Raw genomic sequence first — 21,091 nt, forward strand, 5'->3', positions numbered from 1 at the left:
ATGACCGCCGTCGCCACGCCCGCGCCGCTGCTCTTCGAATCGCAGGAAAGCCGGCTCGTGGCGCTGGACGGGCTGGTGCGCGGCTTGTGGCTGGGCGGGCTCACGAACGCGCAGGGCAGCGTGGAGGCGCGCCTCGCCGCCCTGGCGGAGCTGCGCGCGGCGCTTGTCACGGGGCGGTTGCTGCCGTTCGAGGCGTGGCGCTGGCCGCCGCCCGCGATCGCGCGCGGACTGGCCGAGGCGATGCAGTCGCTCGAGCTCGCGCGCTACTGCCGGGAGGAGGGCGAGCTGGCGGACACGGTGCTGATGAGCCTCCTCTTCCATGTCGATTTCATCGTCGATTACCGCGACCGGGGCGCCGACGAGGCGCGGGCGGTCGCGATGGCCGTGGACGCCTTCGCTGCCGACTGGCAGGACCGTTGCGGCGACATGGACGAGCTGGCCGACGTCTTCGGCATGTGTCCCGACGATGCCAAGAGCACGCGTTTCGACCGCATCCGCGGCTTGCTGCGCAGCGAGGGCTGGCAGGAGGTGGTGCGCATCCGCCGCTTGCTGGAGCGCCTGCCAGAGCTTGCGGACCTCATCCGTCGCTTGGGGCGGGCGTCGGAGACGGACGAGCCGGATGCGGCCGGGCGCGTCACCGAGCTGGCGATCGAGGAGGCGACGGCCCATCGCGCGGAACGCAGCACGGTGCGCGTGCCCGACATGCCGGGCGAGACGCGCGGGATCCACCGCGCCGATCGCGTCGCGCGCATGCTGCCGGCCGAGGCGATGCTGCTCGGCCATCCGCGCCTGCGTCTCGTGTGGCATGCGCGACGCGCCGAGCGGACGCTGCTGTGCTACGAGGACGACGACCGCATGCAGGAGATCCGCCGCCACGAAGAGGCGGTGCAGCGTCCGACGCCGCGGCCGCAGTCGGCGAAGCGCCTGGAGATGGGGCCGATGCTGCTGTGCGTCGACACCTCGGGGTCGATGCGCGGGGGCGCCGAGGCGGTGGCGAAGGCGACAGTGCTGGAGGCGGTGCGCACGGCGCATGCGCAGAAGCGGGCGTGCCACGTGTTCACGTTCGGCGGCCCGGGCGAGATCGTCGACATGAGCCTGCCGGTCGACGCGGACGGCATCGGGCGGCTGGCGCGCTTCCTCGGCCAGGCGTTTCGCGGCGGCACCGACGTGTGCGGGCCGATCGAGGCGGCGCTCGCGAAGCTCGAGGAGGCGCGCTGGCGCGAGGCGGACCTCGTGATCGTGTCCGACGGCGAGTTCGGTGCGACGCCCGACGTTGCCGCACGCCTGCGGACGATGCGCGACGAGCGCGGACTGCGCGTGCAGGGCGTGCTGGTGGGCGACCGCGAGACGATCGGCTTTCTCGAAGTCGCCGACGACATCTTCTGGGTGCGCGACTGGCGCCGCTGCGGCGGCGTCGACACCGAGTCGCCGCTCGAATCGAACAGCCTCACCGCACGGTTCTTCCCCGGTGCGCTGCGCACGCAGGCGAACCGCGATTCCACGACTTCCGGGGCGGCGGCTTCCGCCGCAGTGCGCGCGGGCCGGCACCGGGGCGACCTTGAGGATTCCCCGGAGACTTCCGCATGAACTTTGCCGAAACCTACCTCGCACAACTCGAACGCTTCGCCGCGCGCGGACCTCTGCCGCGGGTACGCGCGCTGCATCTGCCGCCGGCCGGGGACGCGCCCTTGCCCGGCGATCGCGGGGAGTTCTGTGCGCTGGAGCTCGACGACGGTTCGCTGGGGCTCTCGTACGTGCTGCTCGACGACACGCTGGAACGCATGCGCGAGGGGGAGGGCGGCTTTGCGCTCGCGGGCGCCGATGCGCTCGACCTCGCGCGGGCCTATGCGAAGGGCAGCGGCATCCGGCGCACGCTCGGTTTCGCCGCCGCGAACGCGCTGACGCGCTGCTTCTTCGACCGCGCCGGCTATCGGCCCGATACCAGTGCCGATTCGATCGGCGGGCTGGACCCGCAGGCGGGCGAGCGCATCGGCATGATCGGGCTGTTCACGCCGCTCCTTGGCCGCATCCTGAAGGCCGGCGCCGAGCTCACGGTCGTCGAGCTCAAGGCGGAACTCGCGGGTGACCGGGACGGCTACCGCGTGACGCTCGACCCGGCGGAGCTGGCGGGGTGCGGCAAGGTGCTGTCGACCAGCACGCTGCTGCTCAACGACACCCTCGACCACATGCTGGGTTTCTGTCGCGACGCGCGCTGGTTCGCAATGATCGGACCGAGCGCGGGCTGCCTGCCGGATGCCTTGTTCGCCCGCGGCGTGACGCTCGTGGGCGGGACCTGGGTGCAGGATCGCGGGGGCTTCGTCGATGCGCTGCGCAGCGGGCGCGAGCGCGGCGACTATGCGCACAAGTGCGCCATCGCGGCGGCTGCCTATCCGGGCTTCGAGGCCCTGCTCGCGAGGATCTAGGTCGCTTCGGCAGGTGTCGGGCGCGCGCCCGCCTCCGACATCAGCTCCGCGATCAGGGCTCGCAGCCAGCGATTGCCCGGGTCGTGGTGGAAGCGCGCGTGCCAGTGCTGCTTGATCGTGTAATCGGGTAGCGGGAAGGGAACGGGCAGGACGCTGAAGTCGCCGCGGCCGCGCAGCAGCTCGCCCAGCCGGCGCGGCACGATCATCAGCAGGTCGGTGTGCTCGACCACGAACGCAGCGCCGAGGAAGTTCGGGATGTCGAGCACGATGCGGCGCTTGATGTCCTGGCGGGCGATCTCCTGCTCGATGACGTGGTGGCCGGTGCCGCTGGTGCCGAACACCGCATGGTCTTCCGCCAGGAACTGTTCCAGCGTCAATCCGCCGTGGATGCGGGGGTGGTCGGCGCCGGCGAGGCACACGTAATGCTGGCGGAACAGCGCCTGCTGGTAGAAACCGGCCTCCAGGCCCGGGATGAAGCCGACCGCGAGATCGGCTTCGCCCGATTCGAGCTTGCGTCCGGTGTCGTCGTCCAGCGGGGCGATCTCGATGCGGATGCCCGGCGCCGTCGCGCGCAGCGTGCCCCACAGGCGCGGCAGCAGCACGAGATGGGTGATGTCCGTCATGCACACGCGGAAGCTTCGCTCCGACGCGGCAGGGTCGAAGGTGCTGCGATGGCCGAGGGCGGCGTCGAGGGCGTCGAGCGCCTTGCGGATCGGCTGCACCAGCTCGTCGGCGAGCGGGGTGGGTTCCATGCCTTTCGACGTGCGCACGAAGAGGGGATCTGCGAAGTGCTCGCGCAGTTTGCCCAGCGCGATGCTGACGGCGGGCTGGCCGAGTTCCAGCAGGTCGGCGGCACGGCTCACGCTGCGGGTCCGGTGGATGGCGTCGAAGACTTGCAGCAGGCGAAGGTCGGGGGGGCTCATCGCGCGATCAATATTCGAAATTCGAATTTTAATTATTGCATGCATTGCATCGACGAAATATTTATCGATCGATAAATTTCGCCCATCACAACGAATCGCTGCACGCCTTGATCTGGCGCAAAGGTTTTTCACCTGAACGGCAGCGATACCCCGATGGAGGAGTCACGAATGCAGGAACTTGGTCGTCTCGATGATCTGCCGCTCGCCTACCGCGAGTCCCTCGGCGCACAGAACCTGGTGCCGCTGTGGCCCAGCCTGCGCGCGGTGCTGCCCCCGGGCACGCCTTCCCGCCGCACCAAGCCCGTGATGTGGTCCTACGAGGCGCTGCGCCCGCTGCTGATGCAGGCTGGCGAGCTGACCCCGATCGAGAAGGCGGAGCGCCGCGTGCTGGTGCTCGCGAACCCCGGCCACGGCCTGGAGAAGATGCAAGCGAGCGCGGCGATGTACCTCGGCATGCAGCTGCTGCTGTCGGGCGAGTGGGCGCCGTCGCACAAGCATACCCCGAACGCTGTGCGCATGATCGTCGAAGGCGAGGGCGCCTACACGACCGTCGATGGCGAGAAGTGCCCGATGAGCCGCGGCGACCTGATCCTGACGCCGACCGGGCTGTGGCACGAGCACGGCCACGACGGCAAGGGGCCGGTGGTGTGGCTCGACGTGCTGGATCTGCCGCTCGTCTATTACACGGAAACCTCCTACGCCGTCGAAGGCAAGGAGCAGGCGGTGACTGGCTCGTGCCTGGAGCGCAGCTACGCTCGCGGCGTCGTGCCCTCGCCGGTGTTCTCCCGCGGCAGCTCGCGCCAGTACCCGATGCTGCGCTACCCCTGGGCCGACGCCCGCGCCGCGCTGCTGAGCCTGGCCGAGACCCAGCCCGCCATCGAGGCCGTGCAGGTCGCCTACGTGAATCCCGAGAACGGCGGCGACTGCCAGAACATCCTCGGCTTCTCGGCGCTGATGCTGCGCCCGGGCGAGACGCTGAACCTGCCCGCGCGTTCGCCGGCAATGGTGTTCCACCTGATCGAGGGCGGTGCCGAAGTGGCGGTCGAGGATCAGTCCTTCACGCTGTCGCCGGCCGACACCTGCTGCGCCCCCGGCTACACCCCCGTGACGCTTAAGAACCGTTCGGCGAGCGAGCCGGCCTTCATCTTCGTCGCCGACGAGAGCCCGCTGCACAAGAAGCTCGGCGTGTACGAAGTGCGTGCCTGATCGCCGAATTAAAACGACCCACAGAGAACCGACATGTCCCAGACCCAATACCTGTTCCCGCCGTCGCCGGTGTATTCGCTGCCGGTACGCGGCATCGAGTCCCGCTACCCGGTCAAGCGCATCTTCTGCGTCGGCCGCAACTACCACGCCCATGCCGTCGAGATGGGCCGCCCGGTCGACAAGGCCACCGCCCAGCCCTTCTACTTCACGAAGGCCGCCTCGACGCTGGTCGAATCCGGCGCGACGGTGCCGTACCCGACCGGCACTTCCAACTACCACTACGAGATGGAACTGGTCGTCGCGATCGGCGCGCCGGGCTTCCGCGTGACCGAATCCGACGCACAAAGCCTGATCTACGGCTACGCCGCCGGCCTCGACATGACGCGCCGCGACCTGCAGCTGGTGGCCCGCGAGCAGGGCCGTCCGTGGGACCTGGGCAAGGACTTCGAGCTGTCGGCGGTGTGTACCGAGATCGTGCCGATCGGCGACCTGGGCGTGCTGACGACGGGCGCGATCAACCTGCAAGTGAATGGCGAGACGCGCCAGACCGCCGACCTGTCGCAACTGATCTGGAGCATCCCCGAGCTGATCGCCGATCTGTCGAAGTTCTATCATCTGCAGCCGGGTGACCTGATCTACACCGGCACGCCGGAAGGTGTCGGCGCGGTGAAGAGCGGCGATCGCATCACCGGCCACGTCGACCGTGTCGGCGACATCGAACTGACGATCGGCGCCGCCGAGTAAGTCGCGCAACGAACCGAATTGGAGGAGACAATCATGACCGAGCAACAGCTTCCCGTAATCGTCGCCGGCGGCGGCATCGGCGGCCTCGCGGCCGCACTCGCGCTGGTGCGCCAGGGTTTCCGCGTGCTGGTGCTGGAGCAGGCGGCCGAGATCGGCGAGATCGGCGCCGGCATCCAGCTCGGCCCCAACGCCTTTCACGCCTTCGACGCGCTGGGCGTCGGCGAGAAGGCCCGCGGCCGCGCGGTGTATACCGACGAGATGGTCATGCACGACGCGCTCGACGAGACCCTCGTCGGCCGCATCCCGACCGGCGAAGCTTTCCGCAAGCGTTTCGGCAACCCCTACGCGGTGATCCACCGGGTGGACGTGCACCTGTCGCTGCTGGAAGGCGCGCAGGAGACCGGCCGCGTCGAGTTCAAGACCTCGACCCGCGTCCAGCGCGTCGAGCAGGACGCCAATGGCGTCACGGTGTATGACCAGCACGGCAACGCCTTCCGTGGCGTCGCGCTGATCGGCGCCGACGGCGTGAAGTCGGTGGTGCGCGCGCAGTACGTCAATGACCCGGCCCGCGTGACCGGCCATGTCGTATATCGCGCAGTCATCGACAAGAAGGACTTCCCCGAGAACTTGCAGTGGAACGCCGCGAGCATCTGGGTCGGCCCGAACTGCCACCTCGTGCATTACCCGCTGCGCGGCGGCGAGCAGTACAACATCGTCGTGACCTTCCATAGCCGCGACAAGGAAGAGTGGGGCGTCACCGAAGGCAGCCGCGAGGAAGTGCAGAGCTACTTCCAGGGCATCTGCCCGAAGGCGCGCCAGCTGATCGAGCTGCCGAAGAGCTGGAAGCGCTGGGCGACCGCCGACCGCGAGCCGATCGGCCAGTGGTCCTTCGGCCGTGCCACGCTGCTGGGCGACGCCGCGCATCCGACGACGCAGTACATGGCGCAGGGCGCGTGCATGGCGCTGGAAGACGCCGTGACGTTGGGCGAGGCGCTGCGCGTCAAGGGCAACGACTTCGAGAAGGCCTTCGACCTGTATCAGCGTTCGCGCATCGCCCGCACCGCGCGCATCGTGCTGTCGTCGCGCGAGATGGGCCGCATCTACCACGCCAAGGGCGTCGAGCGCCTGGTGCGCAACGATCTGTGGAAGGGCCGCACGCCGGAGCGCTTCTACGACGCGATGGAGTGGCTGTACGGCTGGAACGTCGATAACTGCCTCGCGAAGGACTGAGCGGACATGGCGATGAAGCTCTACAACTTCTTCCGCAGCGGCACCTCGCATCGTCTCAGGATCGCGCTGAACCTGAAGGGCATCGCGTACGAGTACGTGCCGGTGGACCTGCGCACCGAGGAGCACCTCGGTGCGGCCTTCAAGGCGGTGAATCCGCAGGCGCTGGTGCCGGCGCTGACGACCGGGCCAACTGAGGGTGACCTGACCCTGATCCAGTCGCCGGCGATCATCGAGTGGTTGGAGGAGCGTCATCCGGCGCCCGCGCTGCTGCCCGCGAACGCCGCGGACCGCGCCCGCGTGCGCGCGCTGGCGGCGATTGTCGGCTGCGACATCCACCCGATCAACAACCGTCGCATCCTCGAATACCTGAGGAAGACGTTGGGCTGCGACGAGGCGGCGGTGCAGGCGTGGTGCGCGACGTGGATCGCGGCCGGTTTCGACGCGCTCGAAGCGCTGCTCGCTGCCGACAAGTCGCGCGGCGCGTTCTGCTTCGGCAACGCGCCGACGCTCGCCGACGTGTACCTGGTCCCGCAGGTCGAGAGTGCGCGCCGCTTCAACGTCGATCTGACGCCGTATCCGAACATCGTTGCGGTCGACCGCGCCTGCGGCGAACTGGATGCTTTCCGCCGCGCGGCGCCCGCCGTGCAGCCGGATGCGCCGAAAGCGTAATCACAAGATTTAGAAGAAGTCGGGGGACGATCCGCCCCCGACACCCCCGAAGAGAGATGAGGAGATCAAACATGGCATTCAGGAAATCCGTTGTTGCGATCGTTGCTGCGCTGGCCGCTATTCCGGCGCTCGCCGCCGAGCCGCTCAAGATCGGCATGGTGCTGCCGATGTCGGGCCCGTTCGCCGCCTACGGCAAGCAGATCGAGAACGGTGCGCGCCTGTACCTGAAGCAGAACGGCGACACGCTCGCCGGCCGCAAGGTCGAGCTGATCGTCAAGGACGACACCGGCATCGCGCCCGAGATCAGCAAGCGCGCCGCGCAGGAGCTGGTGGTCAAGGACAAGGTCGACATCCTCGCCGGCTTCGGCCTCACGCCGTCGGCCTTCGCCGCGGCGCCGGTGTCGAAGGAAGCGAAGAAGCCGATGATCGTGATGAACGCCGCCGCGTCCGCGATCACGACGAAGTCCGACTACATCCTGCGCGTCTCCCACACGCTGCCGCAGATCACCGCGCCCGTGGCCGAGTGGGCGGCGAAGAACAAGATCCGCAAGGTCTATACGCTGGTCGCCGACTTCGGCCCCGGCCAGGATGCCGAGGCGCAGTTCAAGAAGACCTTCACCGCCGGCGGCGGCGAGATCGTCGGCGAAGTGCGCACGCCGGTGAAGAACCCCGACTTCGCGCCCTTCCTGCAGAAGATCAAGGACGTGAAGCCCGATGCGGTCTTCCTCTTCGTGCCGCCGGGCGAGCAGACCATCGCCTTCATGAAGGGCTTCGCCGAGCGCGACCTCGCCAAGGCCGGCATCCGCGTGATCGCGACCGGCGACCTGACCGAGGAGGACATCCTCGACGCGGTCGGTGACAACGCGCTGGGCATCATCAACTCGCTGCAGTACTCCGAAGTGCATGACTCGCCGGAGAACAAGGCCTACGTCCAGGCCTACTACAAGGCCTATCCGAAGGACCGCCCGAACTACATGTCGGTGAGCGGCTACGACGGTATGCAGCTGATCGCCAAGACGCTGGAGAAGACCGGCGGCGACGCGAGCGGTGACAAGTTCGTCGCCGCGGCCAAGGGCATGAGCTGGGTCAGCCCGCGCGGCAAGATCGCCATCGACGCGCAGACGCGCGACATCGTGCAGACGATCTACATCCGCAAGGTCGAGAAGGTCGCCGGCAAGCTGCAGAACGTCGAGTTCGACAAGGTCGTGGACCTGCGCGATCCGGGCAAGCAGTAAGCGACAGGCGGGGGAGGGCGGTCTGCCTTCCCCTGCGTCCGGATTCCCACGGAAACACCGCAACAGGAGACTCCCATGACCGTCATTTTCGACGGCATCGCCTCGGGGATGTTGCTGTTCCTGATCAGCGTCGGCCTCTCGGTCACGCTCGGTCTGATGAACTTCGTCAACCTCGCGCATGGTGCCTTCGCGATGCTGGGCGGCTACGTCTGCGTGACGCTGCTCAACCGCGCCGGCGTGCCTTTCCTCGCCTCGCTGCCCGTCGCCGCGCTGGCGACCGCGCTCGTCGGCGTCGTGCTCGAGCGCACGCTGTACCGCCGCCTGTACGCCGCCACCCACCTCGACCAGGTGCTGTTCTCGATCGGCCTGGTGTTCATGTCGATCGCCGGCGCGCACTACTTCTTCGGCGCGCAGCAGCAGCCGATGGTGCTGCCGCAGTTCCTGCAGGGGCAGATCAACCTGCCGGGGCTCGACATCGGCATCTACCGCCTGTTCCTCGTCGTGCTGAGCCTCGCGATCGCGTACGGCCTCAACCGCCTCGTGCGCGGCACGCGCTTCGGCGCGCAGCTGCGCGCCGCGGTCGACAACCCGCGCGCCGCGCGCGGCATCGGCATCAACGTCGAGCGCATCTTCACGCTGACCTTCGCCCTCGGCACCGCGCTCGCGGGCCTGGGCGGGGCGCTCGGCGTCGAGATGCTGGGCCTCGATCCGAGCTTCCCGGTCAAGTACATCGTGTACTTCTTGATCGTCGTCGCGGTCGGCGGCAGTGGCAACATCATGGGCTCGCTCGTCGCGTCGTTGATCCTCGGTGTCGTCGACGTCGCCGGCAAATATTACGTGCCGCAGATCGGCGCCTTCGTGATCTACGCGGTCATGGTGGTGATGCTGATCGTCCGCCCGCAAGGCCTGTTCGGCCGCCGCGCCGCCCGCTAAGGAGACTTCCATGCAAGCCACCCTCGCCCTGGACCTCGCGCCGATCGCGCGCGCGGACCGCTGGCGGCCGGCCGAACTCGCGTTCTGGCTGATCCCCGTTGCGGCCTACTTCATCTTTCCCGAGAACCTCGTGCTGCTGACGCAGATCGCGATCACCGCGCTGTTCTGCCTGTCGCTCGACCTGATCCTCGGCTACGCCGGCATCGTCTCGCTCGGCCACGCGGCCTTCTTCGGCCTGGGCGCCTACGCGGCGGGGCTGCTGGCCGCGCACGGCTGGGGCGACCCGCTGATCGGGCTCGCCGTCGCGGCCGTCGTGACCGCCGTGCTCGGCTACGTGACGAGCTTCCTCGTGCTGCGCGGCGCCGACCTCACGCGCCTGATGGTCACGCTCGGCGTTTCGATGATGCTGTACGAGATCGCCAACAAGCTCACCGACATCACCGGCGGCGTCGACGGCCTGCAGGGCATGGAAGTGCTGCCGGTGCTCGGGCAGTTTGAGTTCGACCTCTACGGCAAGACCGCCTACTGGTACGCGGTCGCGGTGCTGTTCGTGCTGTTCTGGATTGCCCGCAAGCTCGTGCATAGCCCTTTCGGCCTGAGCCTGAAAGGCATCCGCCTCAACGCCGGCCGCATGCCTGCGCTCGGCGCACCGGTGAACGGGCGGCTCTCGACGGTCTACACGATCGGCGCCGCCTACGCGGGCATCGCGGGCGCGCTGCTCGCGCAGACGACCCAGTTCGTCGCGCTGGACGTGCTCGCCTTCAACCGCTCGGCCGAGCTGCTGCTGATCCTCGTGCTCGGCGGCTCCGGCAGCCTCTACGGCGCGCTGCTCGGCACCATCGTGTTCATGTCGGCGCACCACCTGCTGTCCGACCTCAACCCCCAGTACTGGCAGTTCTGGCTCGGCGCGCTGCTCGTCGTGATCGTGCTGTTTGCGCGTGACGGCGTGATGGGTGGATTGCGCCGCTTCGGTGCCAGACTCGGGAGGATTCAGCAATGACCACCTACGCCCTGCAAACGCGCAACCTCGTCAAGAAGTTCGGCGGCTTCGTCGCGACCAACGACGTCAGCCTGAACGTCGAGGCCGGCGCGCGCCACGCGCTGATCGGCCCCAACGGCGCCGGCAAGACGACGCTGATCAACCTGCTCACCGGTTTTCTCGAACCGACGAGCGGCGACGTCATCCTCAACGGCGAGCCCGTCACGCATCTCGCCCAGCACCAGCGCGTGAAACGCGGCCTCGCGCGCACCTTCCAGATCAACCGCCTGTTCGCCGACCTGACGGTGCTCGAATCGGTGACGATGGCGGTGAACGAGCGCATCGGCATCGGCGCGCGCTTCTGGCGCCCGATCGGCGCCTACGCCGAAGCCGTCGACGAAGCGGCACAGCTCCTCGCGACCCTGCGCCTGCTGGATCTCGCGCACGAAAAGACGCGCAACCTCGCGTACGGCAAGCAGCGCCTGATCGAGATCGCCCTGGCGCTCGCGATGAAGCCGCGCGTGCTGCTCCTCGACGAACCCGCCGCCGGCGTGCCGACCTCCGAGAGCCGCGAGCTCTTCGAGACCATCGCCGCACTGCCGCGCGACGTCACGATCCTGCTTATCGAGCACGACATGGACCTCGTCTTCCGCTTCGCCGACCAGATCTCGGTGCTCGTCAGCGGCGCGCTCCTCACCGGCGGCACGCCCGACGAGATCGCCGTCAATCCGAAAGTCAAGGAAGTCTATCTGGGGGAGGCGATCAGTGTCTGAGCTCCTGAAACTCGAAAACGTGCGCGCCGGCTACGGCGACGCCGTGGTGCTGGAGGACATCTCCTTCAGCCTGGGCGAAGGCGACAGCCTTGCGCTGTTGGGCCGCAACGGCATGGGCAAGACGACCCTGCTGTCGACGCTGATGGGCGCCGCGCGCCAGCATTCCGGCTCGCTGCGCTTTGCCGGCGAAGACCTCGCGATCGTCCCCGCGCACGCCCGTGCCCATCGCGGCCTCGGCTGGGTGCCGCAGGAACGCGACATCTTCCCGTCGCTCACCGTCGAGGAGAACCTCACCGTCGTCGCCACGTCCGGCCACTGGAACCTGCAGCGCGTCTACGACATGTTCCCGCGCCTGAAGGAACGGCGCGCGAACATGGGCAACGAGCTCTCGGGCGGCGAGCAGCAGATGCTCGCGATGGGCCGCGCGCTGATGCTGAACCCCAAGCTGCTGCTGCTCGATGAGCCGCTCGAAGGTCTCGCGCCGCTGATCGTGCAGGAGCTGCTGTCGATCATCCGCCGCCTCACCGAGGAAGGCGGCATGGCCGTGATCCTCGTCGAGCAGCACGCCCGCCAGATCCTGCCGCTGACCCGCCAGGCCCTCGTGCTCGAGCGCGGCCGCGCCGTGTACCTCGGCGACAGCGAAACCCTGCGCGCCGACCGTGACCTCCTCGACAGCTGGCTCGGCGTCGCCGCGCACTGACCCCAAGGACGCACACCATGAATGCCCTGGACATCATCCACGACGAACACCGCGCCCTCGGCGCCGTCCTGCAGGCCTTAGGCTTCGTGCTCGACGGCATCCGCGACGGCCGTTTCGAGCCCGACTTCGCGCTGCTGGCGGCGATGATCGAATACATCACGCAAGTGCCGGACAAGCTGCACCACCCGAAGGAGGACGACTACCTCTTCGTGAAGATGCGTGAACGCATTCCCGCCGCGGCGGCGCTGCTGGACCAGCTCGAAGCCGAACACGCCGAAGGCGCGCGCCGCACCGCCGCCTTGCGTGGGGCGCTCGTGCACTACCAAGGCATCGGCCCCGCCGTGTTCGCCGAGTTCGAGGCGGCCGCGCGCACCTATCTCGCGGCCTCCTGGAGCCACGTCAATCGCGAGGAGACCGAACTCCTGCCACTCGCGCGCACGGGGCTTGCGGCGCAGGACTGGGCCGAGATCGACGCCGCTTTCGAAGCCAACAAGAGCCCGTGGTCCGGTCCTGCGGGGGAATTCCGGGCGCTGTTCTCGCGCATCGTGAACATGGTCCCATCCCCCATGGGGGTCGGCGCTTCCGCCGCCGCACGGGGGTGAAGAATCGGGGGCGCGCTGCCGTGCCCCCTTTCCTCAGCAGATCCGTTCCCAGAGCGCGTTTTCCACCTCGATGCGGTCGAGCTCCAGCCCCTCGAAATCCGAGCGCGTGACGATCCCGAGCAACTTGCCGTCGACGACGACGGGCAGGTGACGGAAGCCACCGTCTCTCATCAGCCTCAGCGCGTCGATCGCATGGGAGTCGGGCTTGATCGTCACGGGGTGCGGCGTCATCGCGGCGTCGAGGCGCGCTGTGCCCGCGTCGCCTCCCTCTCCCATCATGCGTGCAGCGTCGCGGCCGGTGAATATCCCGATCAGATGCTGCGCGCGATCGGTGACCAGCACTGCACCCACGCTGCGCTCGCACATTCTCCGGCACGCCAGTTGCACCGTTGCGTCCGGCTGGAGGACGAGCGGATCCTGTCCCTCGATGATGTTCGCGATGCATCGATTGGTCATGGCGATCCCCCTTTTCGATCGTGGTCGGTGGAATCTCCCTTCAATTCAATCTAGCAAATTCCACGCTGTCTGCACGGGTATTCCATTCAGTCTCCGTTCATGAAACCGGGCGTAACTTGAGCGCCGGATACAGAAGACAGGAGAGGGTCCCATGCGCGCGAAATATCTTGCGGTCGTGACCGCGGCAATCGTTCTTGTTCCCGCTGCGGTAGCGGCGACGTCCGCCGGCCGCACCGACATCCCCGCGTCCGTATCCGCAGTCGAGGCCGAGGCCGCCCGCCGATGGCGTCCGACCGAGGCGGTGCGAGGGGGCATCGACGAGATCCGCACCGCCATTTCGACCAGTGTCGACGCCAGGCCGGCGCGACCGCTGGACGCCGTGCGCCTTGCCGAACTGGGCCGCACGATCGATGCGCGGATTTCGCAGCTGCTTGACTGCTGTACCAAGGACGAGACGTCCGCGCGGCACCTGAACATGCTGCTGGCCGAAATGTCCGACGGTACCCAGCTGATGCGCCGTGCCGGCAGCGTCGACGCACGCCGGATGGGACTCCTGAAGGTGCTCCAGGCGCTCAACCTGTACGGCACGTTGTTCGACCATCCCGGTTGGCGTGCGCTGGACGAACGTATCGAGGTTTCGGCGCGGTAATGCATCCGGCCGTGCGTGTGCAGGGGCGGCGTACGCGTCGCCCCCTTTCTCGCGGCGAAATACCCCAATCGACCAATGTACTTGAATGAGGATCGGATAAATGAAGGAAATCACCGCAAAGGGAATGCTTGTCGCCTGTGCCATCACGGCGGCGACGGGATTCGGGGGCGTGTCCCAGGCGCTCGCCGCAGGGGGACATGACCACGGTTCGAATGCTCCGGTGCTGAAGCTCAATGCGGGCAGCAAATGGCAGACGGATGCGCCGCTGCGCGAGGGCATGGTCAAGATCCGCGCGAACGTCGAGCCCAAACTCGACGCGGTCCACGCCGGACGGCTCACCGCGACGCAGTACGAGGCGATGGGCAAGGCGGTCGACGAACAACTCGCCTACATCGTCGGCAACTGCAAGCTCGCACCCGAGGCCGATGCGGTCCTCCACGGGGTGATCGCGGAGATGTCGGACGGCGCGGAGGTCGTCGGCGGCAAGAAGGCGGTCGATGACCGCAGCAAGGGCGTCGTGCATATCGTCAATGCCCTCAACAACTACGGCCAGTACTTCGATCACCCCGGCTGGAAGCCCGTCAAGGCCGGTCACTGATTCTCGCGGCGCCGCCCGGGCGGCGCCACCGGGAAACAAGCTGGTCGAATTGCCCTGATCCGGACGGTTGCTCGGCCCGACGCCTTGATGGCATCGCCGATGTGTATAGACTGGACGCCTCGACTTTCAGGGCACCTCGATGAGCAACGCGACTTCCGGCCAGGGGCCGGGCCACTGGGCCGGACGGGGCGGCGACAGGCCGATCCGCTTCGGCTTCCTTCTCGTTCCCGACTTCACGCTGATCGGTTTCGGTGCGGCGGTGGACCCGCTGCGCCTGGCGAACATGGTCGCCAAGCGCAAACTCTACGAGTTTGTGACCTTGACGAAGGACGGTGAGCCCGTGCGTTCGAGCGCGGGCGTCTGCGTGCAGCCCGACCGTGCGGCGACCGACGTGGCCGACCTCGACGGTGTCTTCGTTGTCGGACCCAATCCGCTGCCGAGCGCTAGCGCCGAGCCCATTCTGCGTTGGCTGCGCGCGCTCGCGAGCCGGGGTGTCGCGTTGGGCGGCATCGATACGGGCAGCTACTTCCTCGCTTGCGCGGGGCTGCTCGATGGCTACCGCAGCACGATCCACTGGGAAGACATGGATGCGCTGCTCGACCGCTTTCCGCGCCTGGTCGTGTCGAACAAGATCTACGAGGTCGACCGCAACCGTTGCTCGTGCAGCGGCGGGATCGCGCCGGTGGAGATGATGATCCACCTGATCGGTCTCGGCGGCGGCGGGCGCAAGGTGGCGACGGCGGTGGCCGAACTGCTGATCTACGACCGTCGCGGCCCGGACGAGAAGCAGAAGACCTCGTTGCGCGACGTCTCGAACGCGTCGCATCCGAAGCTCGTCGAGGCGATCAAGCTGATGGAGTGCAACATCGAGGAACCGCTCTCGATGGAAGAACTCGCCGCGCACATGCAGTTCTCCGCGCGCCAGCTCGAACGCCTGTTCCGCGAGACGCTCAACTGCACGCCGCGTCAGTACTACCTGCAGATCCGCCTCGAACGTGCGCGCCAGCTCCTCACGCGCACCAACCGTCCGATCGCTGACATCGTGATGGCCTGCGGCTTCGTGTCCTTCGCGCACTTCTCGCACCGCTACAACGCCGGTTTCGGTATCTCGCCCAGCGCGGAGCGGCGGCGGCAGACGGCGCCCGAGGTCCGGACCGACGCGTCGGTCTGATCCCCGCCAGTTCCTGTCCGCTACACGTCTGCGACCGGATTGCGCAGGGGCGCCCCGCTGGCACTCCTTGCGTCGGTTTCACGAAAATCCTTGTCGCGCGTCGGATATTGACACGCCGCGGTCGCACCTACGATGGCATCAAATACGGACCTGCTTGCGAAGACCCGTGCGCGGTGGCGTACGGTGTGCTGACAGGCCCGCCGCATGACCGGAGCGACAAGAGACTTCCGGCATGCCCGGTTCGCGCCTTGGGGCCGGATCGCATAACAAATACAAGACAGCAGCACTACAAAGGAGGCAGCAACATGGGGTACGGCACTGCGTGCGTCCCGCATGGCAAGCGGGAATACGGGTTCGCGGACACGGTGTTTACGTGGTCCCGACCCCGGGGCAATACGGATTCCCGGGTGTTCGACGACCTGGCGGCCGCGTTGCTCCGGCTCATCGGTCGGCCCGGCATCAACACCTTCATCGCTGCCATCTCCCTGACCCACATCTTTAGCGCGACCTTCGATGGGCCCGCCGATGGCGAGCGTCCGACCTGGCCGCTGGTCGCCGGCATCCTTGCCTCCGCGGTGCTGCAGGGCATCGTCGTGTGCATCGGACACGGCGCGATCGAGTAACTCAAACGACCCGACGGCCCGTCCCGCAGGCGTCGTCGTCCGGTCCTCAACTGAAACGGAGACGATTGAATGAAAAGCGTGCACATTTCCGAACTCGCATGGCCGGAATACGATGCGCTGGTCCGCGACGGCCGGACTCCGGTGCTGATTCCGGTCGGTGCCCTCGAGCAGCACGGCCCGCACATGTCGATGAACCCGGACGTGCTGCTCCCGACTGCGATTTCCGAGCGCGTCGCTGACCGCATCGGCGCGCTCGTCGCACCTCCGATCGCCTACGGCTACAAATCGCAGCAGAAGAGTGGTGGCGGAAACCACATGCCGGGCACCACGAGTCTGGATGGCCTGACCGTAACCTCGACGATCCGCGACGTCCTGAAGGAACTTGCACGTCATGGCGTGCGGCGGACGGTTCTCGTCAATGGCCATTACGAGAATTCGGCATTCATTGTCGAAGGGGTCGATCTGGCCCAGCGCGAATTACGCTGGGATGGCATCCGCGATTTCTCTACCGTGGTTCTCTCGTATTGGGATTTCGTCACGCAGGAGGCGATCGACGCCATCTACCAGGGCGAGTTTCCGGGCTGGGCGGTCGAGCACGGCGGGGTGCTGGAAACCTCGTTGATGCTCCATCTGCATCCGCACCTGGTCGATATGGAGAAGGTCTGCGATCACGCGCCGGCGCAATTTCCCCCGTACGACTTCTTCCCGATCAAGCCCGAATGGACACCTGCATCCGGTTGCCTGTCGTCGGCGAAACGCGCGAGCGCGCAGCATGGCGAGACGCTGCTGAAGGTTTGCGTTGACGGCATCAGCCGCGAACTGGCACGCGCGTTCGACTGAATGCTGGCGACCGTTTCGTATCAAGGAGGTTCCGACCGAAATTCATAGGTATCAGGAATGCCGCGGGCGTCGCCCAGACTTACCCCGCGAGTTATAAGAATTATTGGAGACATGCAAAATGAGTAACCATGGAAGCGACGCCGCTGACCTTGAAGAGATGCTGCAACCGATCCCCGAGCATCGGCGAACCAAATCCGTTTGGGGGCAATTCTGGATCTGGTCGGGGGCAAACGTTGCGCCCATCAACTGGATTCTGGGCGCACTCGGGATAAACCTCGGACTCTCGCTCGCGGACACGATCACCGTCCTTGTGGCCGGCAACCTGCTTGGAATGCTTGGCTTTGGCGCCTTTGTGTTGCTTGGGCAGCGAACCGGCGTCACCGGAATGGTGCTTTCGCGTGCCGCGTTCGGTCGGCATGGGGCCTACCTCCCGGCCGCCATTCAGGCATTGCTCGCAGTCGGCTGGTCGGCGGTGAATACCTGGATCATTCTCGATCTGGTGATGGCACTCTTCGGCCAACTTGGCTGGGTCGATCCGACCGCGGAAAATTTCTGGTGGCGTCTGTCGACGGCAGCGATCATCATGACCACCCAAGTCGTCATTTGCTACATCGGGTATCGGGCCATTGCCGCCTTCGAAAAATGGACCGTTCCGCCTACGGTGCTGGTGCTTGTGGCAATGAGCGTCGTTGCCTGGACCCAGTTCGATATCAACTGGGCATACGCAGGACCCGAAGGCAAGGTGCTGGCCGGCATGCCGCGACTCGCGGCCATGAGTGCCGTGATGACCGCCATCGGCATTGGCTGGGGAATCGGCTGGTTCACGTATGCACCGGACTATTCGCGCTTTGTGTCGACCACTGTGTGCAAGACGCGCCTTTATCTTGCCAGTACGCTCGGTCAATTCATCCCCGTGGTGTGGTTGGGCGTGCTGGGCGCGACCCTGGCAACGAAGAGTGGAAGCGCCGACCCCGGCGCACTGATCGTCTCCAATTTCGGGGTGCTCGCGATCCCTGTGCTGGCGCTCGTCATTCACGGCCCGATTGCCACCAACATCATCAACCTCTATACATTCGGCGTGGCGGCTCAGGCCATGGATATCAAGATCTCCAGGCACAAGCTGTCGATCATGGTCGGCGTCTTCGCAATGTTGGCGGTCATGTTCTTCATGAAACAGGACAACTTCGCACACGCGCTTGATGCGTGGCTGATCTCCATCGTGGCATGGGTTGCCGCCTGGGGCGGCATCATGGGGGTGCATTGCTTCGTGTTTGAACGCAATACCAGGAATTTCGACTTCCTCTTCGAGGGGCCGGAATCCCGGCACATGCGAAAATTCAATCCGGCGGCGATGGTGGCGTTCTTTGGCGGTCTGGGATGCACGTATCTGTTCATGTACGGAATCATTCCGCTGTTTCAAGGCCCCTTTGCCGTGGCAATGGGTGGAGTCGATCTTTCCTGGCTCGCCGGCGGCGCAAACTCTGCAATTCTCTACTATGTGTTGGGCCGTCGGTACGCGCTGCGTTACTCACAAGGGGCAAGGGCACGAGCAGCGAAGGGACACGTAGCGGGGGTACAACTGGCAAGGGGCAGAGCCTGAGTCGCAATACCTTTGCTGTCGAGGCGATGAACGTATCGAAGCACGCCTGAGCGCGATGGACTGAGATCGTGGGCCGGTGGGCGTTCGCGGAGCAGCGAGCGACATCGGGCCCATAACCCGAAGGAGATTCGCGCCCGCAATACGCTGGCGAACGGAATCGGCCCTGGCCGCGTCTTCAACGACGCGGCCAGGGCCGATTTTCTTTTACGCCGCATTCGTCGCGGCGAATTTCAATTGCAATAAAACCTCTGCATTTCGGCACGGAATTCCCTTATTTGCGCGTTTTCGACATTTCCTTCGATGTCGGCAGCACGACAAGGCTTGTCGATATCAGGAAATGCGCCCGCGCGGCACGTTTCCATACTTGCCTCCACCTGATTCCGGAAAGTACAGCAGGAAAATCAAAGCGGAGCAGGCGGGGGCGCCGCACGCGCCCGGAAAATCTCGTCGAAGAGGAGGGACCTGCGCAGATCGATTTGTGTGTCGGGCAGCAAGAAAAATATCCGGATGGCCATTTGAGAGCTGCAAGAGCAGTCACGCCCCGGAAAGCAAAACAATGAAATTCAGACCAAAGGAAAAAACAGATGAAGAGCAAGGTGATTGGACGGAGGTCCGGCGCTGCCTTGATTGCCGGGTGCTGTGTGGCTTTGGGGATGGCCACGGGGAAGAGTGCCTTCGCGACAGAAAGCTGGCAGAACACGAACGTGACGGTCGGCTATACGACCGAATCCAAGTTCGATCCGGTTTTCGGCACCGGCACGGCCGACGAGAAAATGACGACCGTGCGCCTCGAGCATTTTGGCGTGCATGAGTATGGCGACAATTATTTCTTTGCTGACACCTACTACGGCAAGGACGTTGGAAGCTTCAATGGATTCGGCGCGGGCTCGTTCGGCGAGCAGACCAGGAATCAGTATTTTCTGGTGTGGAATCCGCGCCTGAGCCTTTCCAAAATCACCGGTGCGAATGTCTCGTTCGGGATCATCCAGGACGTGTATCTCGCAGCGCGCCTCGAACGGGGCTCCTATGCGAACTTCCGCGCAAACAATTTCGGTATCGCGTTCGACCTGAAACTGCCCGGTTTCAGCTTCTTCGAAACCGATTTCTACACGCGCGGCGCGCGCTTCACCGGCGACGAAGGGAAGACCATCCGCACCCTGTTCTGGCGCACGTTTGCCATGCTGCCGTTCGAAGTAGCGGGGCTGAAATTCACCTGGTCGCCGCTGCTGCTGGTGAATTTCAACAATAAGGAGCGCGACAACACGGTCTTCGTCCAGCCCGACCTGTGGCTGAAACTCAACAAGCATTTCGACGTCGGCTACCGCCACGAGTACGCCACCTACAGCAAGACGGCGGGCGAGGGCGGCGGCACGTACTCGCGCACGACTCCGACGCTGCTGGTGCGCTGGAACTTCTGATTTTCCTTCTGCCGCAACCGGCGCGACGGTCATCTGACAGGGTGTCCGCGGCCGGTTGCGGGTGTGTTCGCGGTGTTTCGCCGGCGAGGCAAGACAGCTGCCCGAGCAGCCGCAGCCTGCCGATTCGTTCGTACCAAAGGAGATCGAAATGAAAGAGGAAGACAAGTCTCTGCAGTCGCCGTTCCGCCGCCGCTTTCTCCAGGGCAGCACTGCACTGGCTGCGGGCAGTGCACTGCCGCTGTCGCTGACGGCCGCAAACAGCTGGGCGCAGTCGTCGGGCGGGCAGCCGCGCACGCTGACGATGCTGGCGTGGTACGGCCACGCCGAGCCGGACATCGTTGTCGAGTTCGAGGCGAAGTACAACGTCAAGGTGAAGCCAAAGTACTACACCGGCGGTGACAACATGCTGGCGCTGATCTCGCAGTCACCGGCCGGCACCTATGACCTGATCCTGTCCGACGCGGAGTACGTGCCGCAGCTGCGCAAGGCGGGCTACCTCGAGCGCCTCGACGCGAAGGACTACGCGTTCGACGACTATTTCCCCGAGTTCCAGAAGTTCCCGGGGCACTGGGACGGCAACGACCTCTACGCGGTGATGGTCCGCTTCGGCTTCCTCGGCGTCGCGTACAACACCGAGGCGGTTCCCGAGAGCAAGGCGCGCTCGTTCAAGGTGTATTGGGATCCGGCGTACAAGGGCAAGGTCGGGCACTTCGACTGGTATCTGCCGAACATGGGGGAGATCAGCCTGTATGCCGGCCACAAGGCGCCCTACAAGCTGGAAAAGGATCAGTTCGCGAAGCTCAAGGCCGTCATGAAGTCCCTGCGTCCGCAGGTGGCGGGCTTCTTCGACTACGGCGGCACCTTCAGCGGCCTGAAGAACGGGCAGCTGCAACTCGTGTGCGGCATCGGCGACTGGATCACCGGCACGCTGGCGCGCTCGGGCGCCAAGGTGAGCTCGGTCGTGCCGGATGAGGGCGGCCTGCAATGGACCGAGTCGCTGTCGATCGGCAAGGGGTCGCGCAACCGTGATCTCGCCAACGCCTTCATCCAGTACATCACGTCGGCGCAGGGCCAAGTGAAGTCCGCGAAGATGGCCGCCTATCCGGCACTCATCCCGAACCGCAAGGGTTGGGAATTGCTGGGGCAGAGCGACGCGGCCGAGGCGCGCCGCCAGGGCATGGTGCTGCAAGGGCACAACGTGATGGACGACATCCGCTCTGGGAAGATCACGTTCCGTCAGCTGCCCGTGCAGCAGAGCATCGAGGACTGGAACGACTTCTGGTCCGAGTACAAGGAAAAGGCCTGAGCCTTCCCGCAAC

Annotated in this window: 22 protein-coding genes; 20 read left to right on the forward strand and 2 right to left on the reverse strand. The window is 65.9% G+C overall.

Annotated elements, in window-relative coordinates; all coding sequences use genetic code 11:
* Positions 1-1,587 (forward strand): VWA domain-containing protein, encoded by a 1,587-nt coding sequence (locus CDA09_RS08430; RefSeq protein WP_121428210.1) that lies wholly within the window; start codon positions 1-3, stop codon positions 1,585-1,587.
* The gene (locus tag CDA09_RS08435) at positions 1,584-2,423 is read left to right on the forward strand and encodes a Rossmann-like domain-containing protein (protein WP_121428211.1); all 840 of its coding nucleotides are present in this window, start codon (positions 1,584-1,586) and stop codon (positions 2,421-2,423) included. Before CDA09_RS08430 ends, CDA09_RS08435 begins: the two co-directional genes overlap by 4 nt.
* Here CDA09_RS08435 and CDA09_RS08440 read toward each other — a convergent pair.
* The gene (locus tag CDA09_RS08440) at positions 2,420-3,346 is read right to left on the reverse strand and encodes a LysR family transcriptional regulator (protein ID WP_121428212.1); all 927 of its coding nucleotides are present in this window, start codon (positions 3,344-3,346) and stop codon (positions 2,420-2,422) included. The genes CDA09_RS08435 and CDA09_RS08440 overlap by 4 nt on opposite strands.
* Positions 3,347-3,514: 168 nt before the next feature.
* On the opposite strand from CDA09_RS08440, the gene CDA09_RS08445 reads away from it, so the two are divergent.
* The 10 genes from CDA09_RS08445 to CDA09_RS08490 all read left to right on the forward strand — a co-directional run bounded on the left by CDA09_RS08445 (position 3,515) and on the right by CDA09_RS08490 (position 12,417).
* The gene (locus CDA09_RS08445) at positions 3,515-4,552 is read left to right on the forward strand and encodes a cupin domain-containing protein (RefSeq protein WP_121428213.1); all 1,038 of its coding nucleotides are present in this window, start codon (positions 3,515-3,517) and stop codon (positions 4,550-4,552) included.
* A 33-nt stretch (positions 4,553-4,585) separates the two neighbouring features.
* Positions 4,586-5,296 (forward strand): fumarylacetoacetate hydrolase family protein, encoded by a 711-nt coding sequence (locus tag CDA09_RS08450; RefSeq protein WP_121428214.1) that lies wholly within the window; start codon positions 4,586-4,588, stop codon positions 5,294-5,296.
* 33 nt (positions 5,297-5,329) lie between these two features.
* Positions 5,330-6,526: a 3-hydroxybenzoate 6-monooxygenase gene (locus CDA09_RS08455; RefSeq protein WP_121428215.1), complete on the forward strand. Its 1,197-nt coding sequence runs from the start codon at positions 5,330-5,332 to the stop codon at positions 6,524-6,526.
* 12 nt (positions 6,527-6,538) lie between these two features.
* A complete protein-coding gene (gene maiA / locus CDA09_RS08460) occupies positions 6,539-7,195 on the forward strand; it encodes a maleylacetoacetate isomerase (protein ID WP_121430792.1) in 657 nt (218 codons plus the stop codon).
* A gap of 71 nt (positions 7,196-7,266) precedes the next feature.
* Positions 7,267-8,430, forward strand: coding sequence for an ABC transporter substrate-binding protein (locus CDA09_RS08465; protein WP_121428216.1), 1,164 nt, complete (start codon positions 7,267-7,269; stop codon positions 8,428-8,430).
* A 75-nt stretch (positions 8,431-8,505) separates the two neighbouring features.
* The gene (locus CDA09_RS08470; RefSeq protein WP_121428217.1) at positions 8,506-9,363 is read left to right on the forward strand and encodes a branched-chain amino acid ABC transporter permease; all 858 of its coding nucleotides are present in this window, start codon (positions 8,506-8,508) and stop codon (positions 9,361-9,363) included.
* A 10-nt stretch (positions 9,364-9,373) separates the two neighbouring features.
* The gene (locus tag CDA09_RS08475; RefSeq protein ID WP_121428218.1) at positions 9,374-10,363 is read left to right on the forward strand and encodes a branched-chain amino acid ABC transporter permease; all 990 of its coding nucleotides are present in this window, start codon (positions 9,374-9,376) and stop codon (positions 10,361-10,363) included.
* A complete protein-coding gene (locus tag CDA09_RS08480) occupies positions 10,360-11,115 on the forward strand; it encodes an ABC transporter ATP-binding protein (protein ID WP_121428219.1) in 756 nt (251 codons plus the stop codon). The genes CDA09_RS08475 and CDA09_RS08480 overlap by 4 nt, the downstream gene beginning before the upstream one ends.
* On the forward strand, positions 11,108-11,815 hold the full coding sequence (locus CDA09_RS08485; RefSeq protein WP_121428220.1) for an ABC transporter ATP-binding protein: 708 nt from the start codon (positions 11,108-11,110) through the stop codon (positions 11,813-11,815). Before CDA09_RS08480 ends, CDA09_RS08485 begins: the two co-directional genes overlap by 8 nt.
* 17 nt (positions 11,816-11,832) lie before the next feature.
* Complete coding sequence (locus tag CDA09_RS08490) at positions 11,833-12,417, forward strand: hemerythrin domain-containing protein (RefSeq protein ID WP_121428221.1); 585 nt, start codon at positions 11,833-11,835, stop codon at positions 12,415-12,417.
* Between the two features lie 33 nt (positions 12,418-12,450).
* Here CDA09_RS08490 and CDA09_RS08495 read toward each other — a convergent pair whose 3' ends face one another.
* Entirely contained in the window at positions 12,451-12,873 is a 423-nt protein-coding gene (locus tag CDA09_RS08495; protein WP_121428222.1) for a CBS domain-containing protein, read from the reverse strand.
* A 151-nt stretch (positions 12,874-13,024) separates the two neighbouring features.
* Here CDA09_RS08495 and CDA09_RS08500 point away from each other — a divergent pair, with 151 nt between their 5' ends.
* From CDA09_RS08500 to CDA09_RS08535, 8 genes are all read left to right on the forward strand, one after another.
* Entirely contained in the window at positions 13,025-13,522 is a 498-nt protein-coding gene (locus CDA09_RS08500; RefSeq protein WP_121428223.1) for a hypothetical protein, read from the forward strand.
* A 100-nt stretch (positions 13,523-13,622) separates the two neighbouring features.
* The gene (locus CDA09_RS08505; RefSeq protein ID WP_286164427.1) at positions 13,623-14,120 is read left to right on the forward strand and encodes a hypothetical protein; all 498 of its coding nucleotides are present in this window, start codon (positions 13,623-13,625) and stop codon (positions 14,118-14,120) included.
* A gap of 139 nt (positions 14,121-14,259) precedes the next feature.
* On the forward strand, positions 14,260-15,291 hold the full coding sequence (locus CDA09_RS08510; protein ID WP_121428224.1) for a GlxA family transcriptional regulator: 1,032 nt from the start codon (positions 14,260-14,262) through the stop codon (positions 15,289-15,291).
* A gap of 407 nt (positions 15,292-15,698) precedes the next feature.
* A complete protein-coding gene (locus tag CDA09_RS08515; protein WP_121428225.1) occupies positions 15,699-15,914 on the forward strand; it encodes a hypothetical protein in 216 nt (71 codons plus the stop codon).
* Positions 15,915-15,983: 69 nt separating this feature from the next.
* Entirely contained in the window at positions 15,984-16,754 is a 771-nt protein-coding gene (locus CDA09_RS08520; protein WP_121428226.1) for a creatininase, read from the forward strand.
* A 118-nt stretch (positions 16,755-16,872) separates the two neighbouring features.
* Positions 16,873-18,354, forward strand: a complete 1,482-nt coding sequence (locus tag CDA09_RS08525) for a purine-cytosine permease family protein (protein ID WP_286164428.1) — start codon at positions 16,873-16,875, stop codon at positions 18,352-18,354.
* Positions 18,355-18,938: 584 nt separating this feature from the next.
* Entirely contained in the window at positions 18,939-19,772 is an 834-nt protein-coding gene (locus tag CDA09_RS08530) for an outer membrane protein OmpK (RefSeq protein ID WP_286164429.1), read from the forward strand.
* Positions 19,773-19,920: 148 nt separating this feature from the next.
* Positions 19,921-21,078: a polyamine ABC transporter substrate-binding protein gene (locus CDA09_RS08535; RefSeq protein WP_121428228.1), complete on the forward strand. Its 1,158-nt coding sequence runs from the start codon at positions 19,921-19,923 to the stop codon at positions 21,076-21,078.
* Positions 21,079-21,091: the final 13 nt, after the last annotated feature.

Origin of the sequence: Azoarcus sp. DN11, from assembly GCF_003628555.1 — a bacterium.
Lineage (GTDB): Bacteria > Pseudomonadota > Gammaproteobacteria > Burkholderiales > Rhodocyclaceae > Aromatoleum.

Excerpts from the sequence above, each read along its gene's own strand:
- CDA09_RS08430 (WP_121428210.1), top strand. The coding sequence starts at position 1 with ATGACCGCCGTCGCCACGCCCGCGCCGCTGCTCTTCGAATCGCAGGAA.
- CDA09_RS08435 (WP_121428211.1), top strand. The coding sequence starts at position 1,584 with ATGAACTTTGCCGAAACCTACCTCGCACAACTCGAACGCTTCGCCGCG.
- CDA09_RS08440 (WP_121428212.1), bottom strand. The coding sequence starts at position 3,346 with ATGAGCCCCCCCGACCTTCGCCTGCTGCAAGTCTTCGACGCCATCCAC.
- CDA09_RS08445 (WP_121428213.1), top strand. The coding sequence starts at position 3,515 with ATGCAGGAACTTGGTCGTCTCGATGATCTGCCGCTCGCCTACCGCGAG.
- CDA09_RS08450 (WP_121428214.1), top strand. The coding sequence starts at position 4,586 with ATGTCCCAGACCCAATACCTGTTCCCGCCGTCGCCGGTGTATTCGCTG.
- CDA09_RS08455 (WP_121428215.1), top strand. The coding sequence starts at position 5,330 with ATGACCGAGCAACAGCTTCCCGTAATCGTCGCCGGCGGCGGCATCGGC.
- maiA (WP_121430792.1), top strand. The coding sequence starts at position 6,539 with ATGAAGCTCTACAACTTCTTCCGCAGCGGCACCTCGCATCGTCTCAGG.
- CDA09_RS08465 (WP_121428216.1), top strand. The coding sequence starts at position 7,267 with ATGGCATTCAGGAAATCCGTTGTTGCGATCGTTGCTGCGCTGGCCGCT.
- CDA09_RS08470 (WP_121428217.1), top strand. The coding sequence starts at position 8,506 with ATGACCGTCATTTTCGACGGCATCGCCTCGGGGATGTTGCTGTTCCTG.
- CDA09_RS08475 (WP_121428218.1), top strand. The coding sequence starts at position 9,374 with ATGCAAGCCACCCTCGCCCTGGACCTCGCGCCGATCGCGCGCGCGGAC.
- CDA09_RS08480 (WP_121428219.1), top strand. The coding sequence starts at position 10,360 with ATGACCACCTACGCCCTGCAAACGCGCAACCTCGTCAAGAAGTTCGGC.
- CDA09_RS08490 (WP_121428221.1), top strand. The coding sequence starts at position 11,833 with ATGAATGCCCTGGACATCATCCACGACGAACACCGCGCCCTCGGCGCC.
- CDA09_RS08495 (WP_121428222.1), bottom strand. The coding sequence starts at position 12,873 with ATGACCAATCGATGCATCGCGAACATCATCGAGGGACAGGATCCGCTC.
- CDA09_RS08500 (WP_121428223.1), top strand. The coding sequence starts at position 13,025 with ATGCGCGCGAAATATCTTGCGGTCGTGACCGCGGCAATCGTTCTTGTT.
- CDA09_RS08505 (WP_286164427.1), top strand. The coding sequence starts at position 13,623 with ATGAAGGAAATCACCGCAAAGGGAATGCTTGTCGCCTGTGCCATCACG.
- CDA09_RS08510 (WP_121428224.1), top strand. The coding sequence starts at position 14,260 with ATGAGCAACGCGACTTCCGGCCAGGGGCCGGGCCACTGGGCCGGACGG.
- CDA09_RS08520 (WP_121428226.1), top strand. The coding sequence starts at position 15,984 with ATGAAAAGCGTGCACATTTCCGAACTCGCATGGCCGGAATACGATGCG.
- CDA09_RS08525 (WP_286164428.1), top strand. The coding sequence starts at position 16,873 with ATGAGTAACCATGGAAGCGACGCCGCTGACCTTGAAGAGATGCTGCAA.
- CDA09_RS08530 (WP_286164429.1), top strand. The coding sequence starts at position 18,939 with ATGAAGAGCAAGGTGATTGGACGGAGGTCCGGCGCTGCCTTGATTGCC.
- CDA09_RS08535 (WP_121428228.1), top strand. The coding sequence starts at position 19,921 with ATGAAAGAGGAAGACAAGTCTCTGCAGTCGCCGTTCCGCCGCCGCTTT.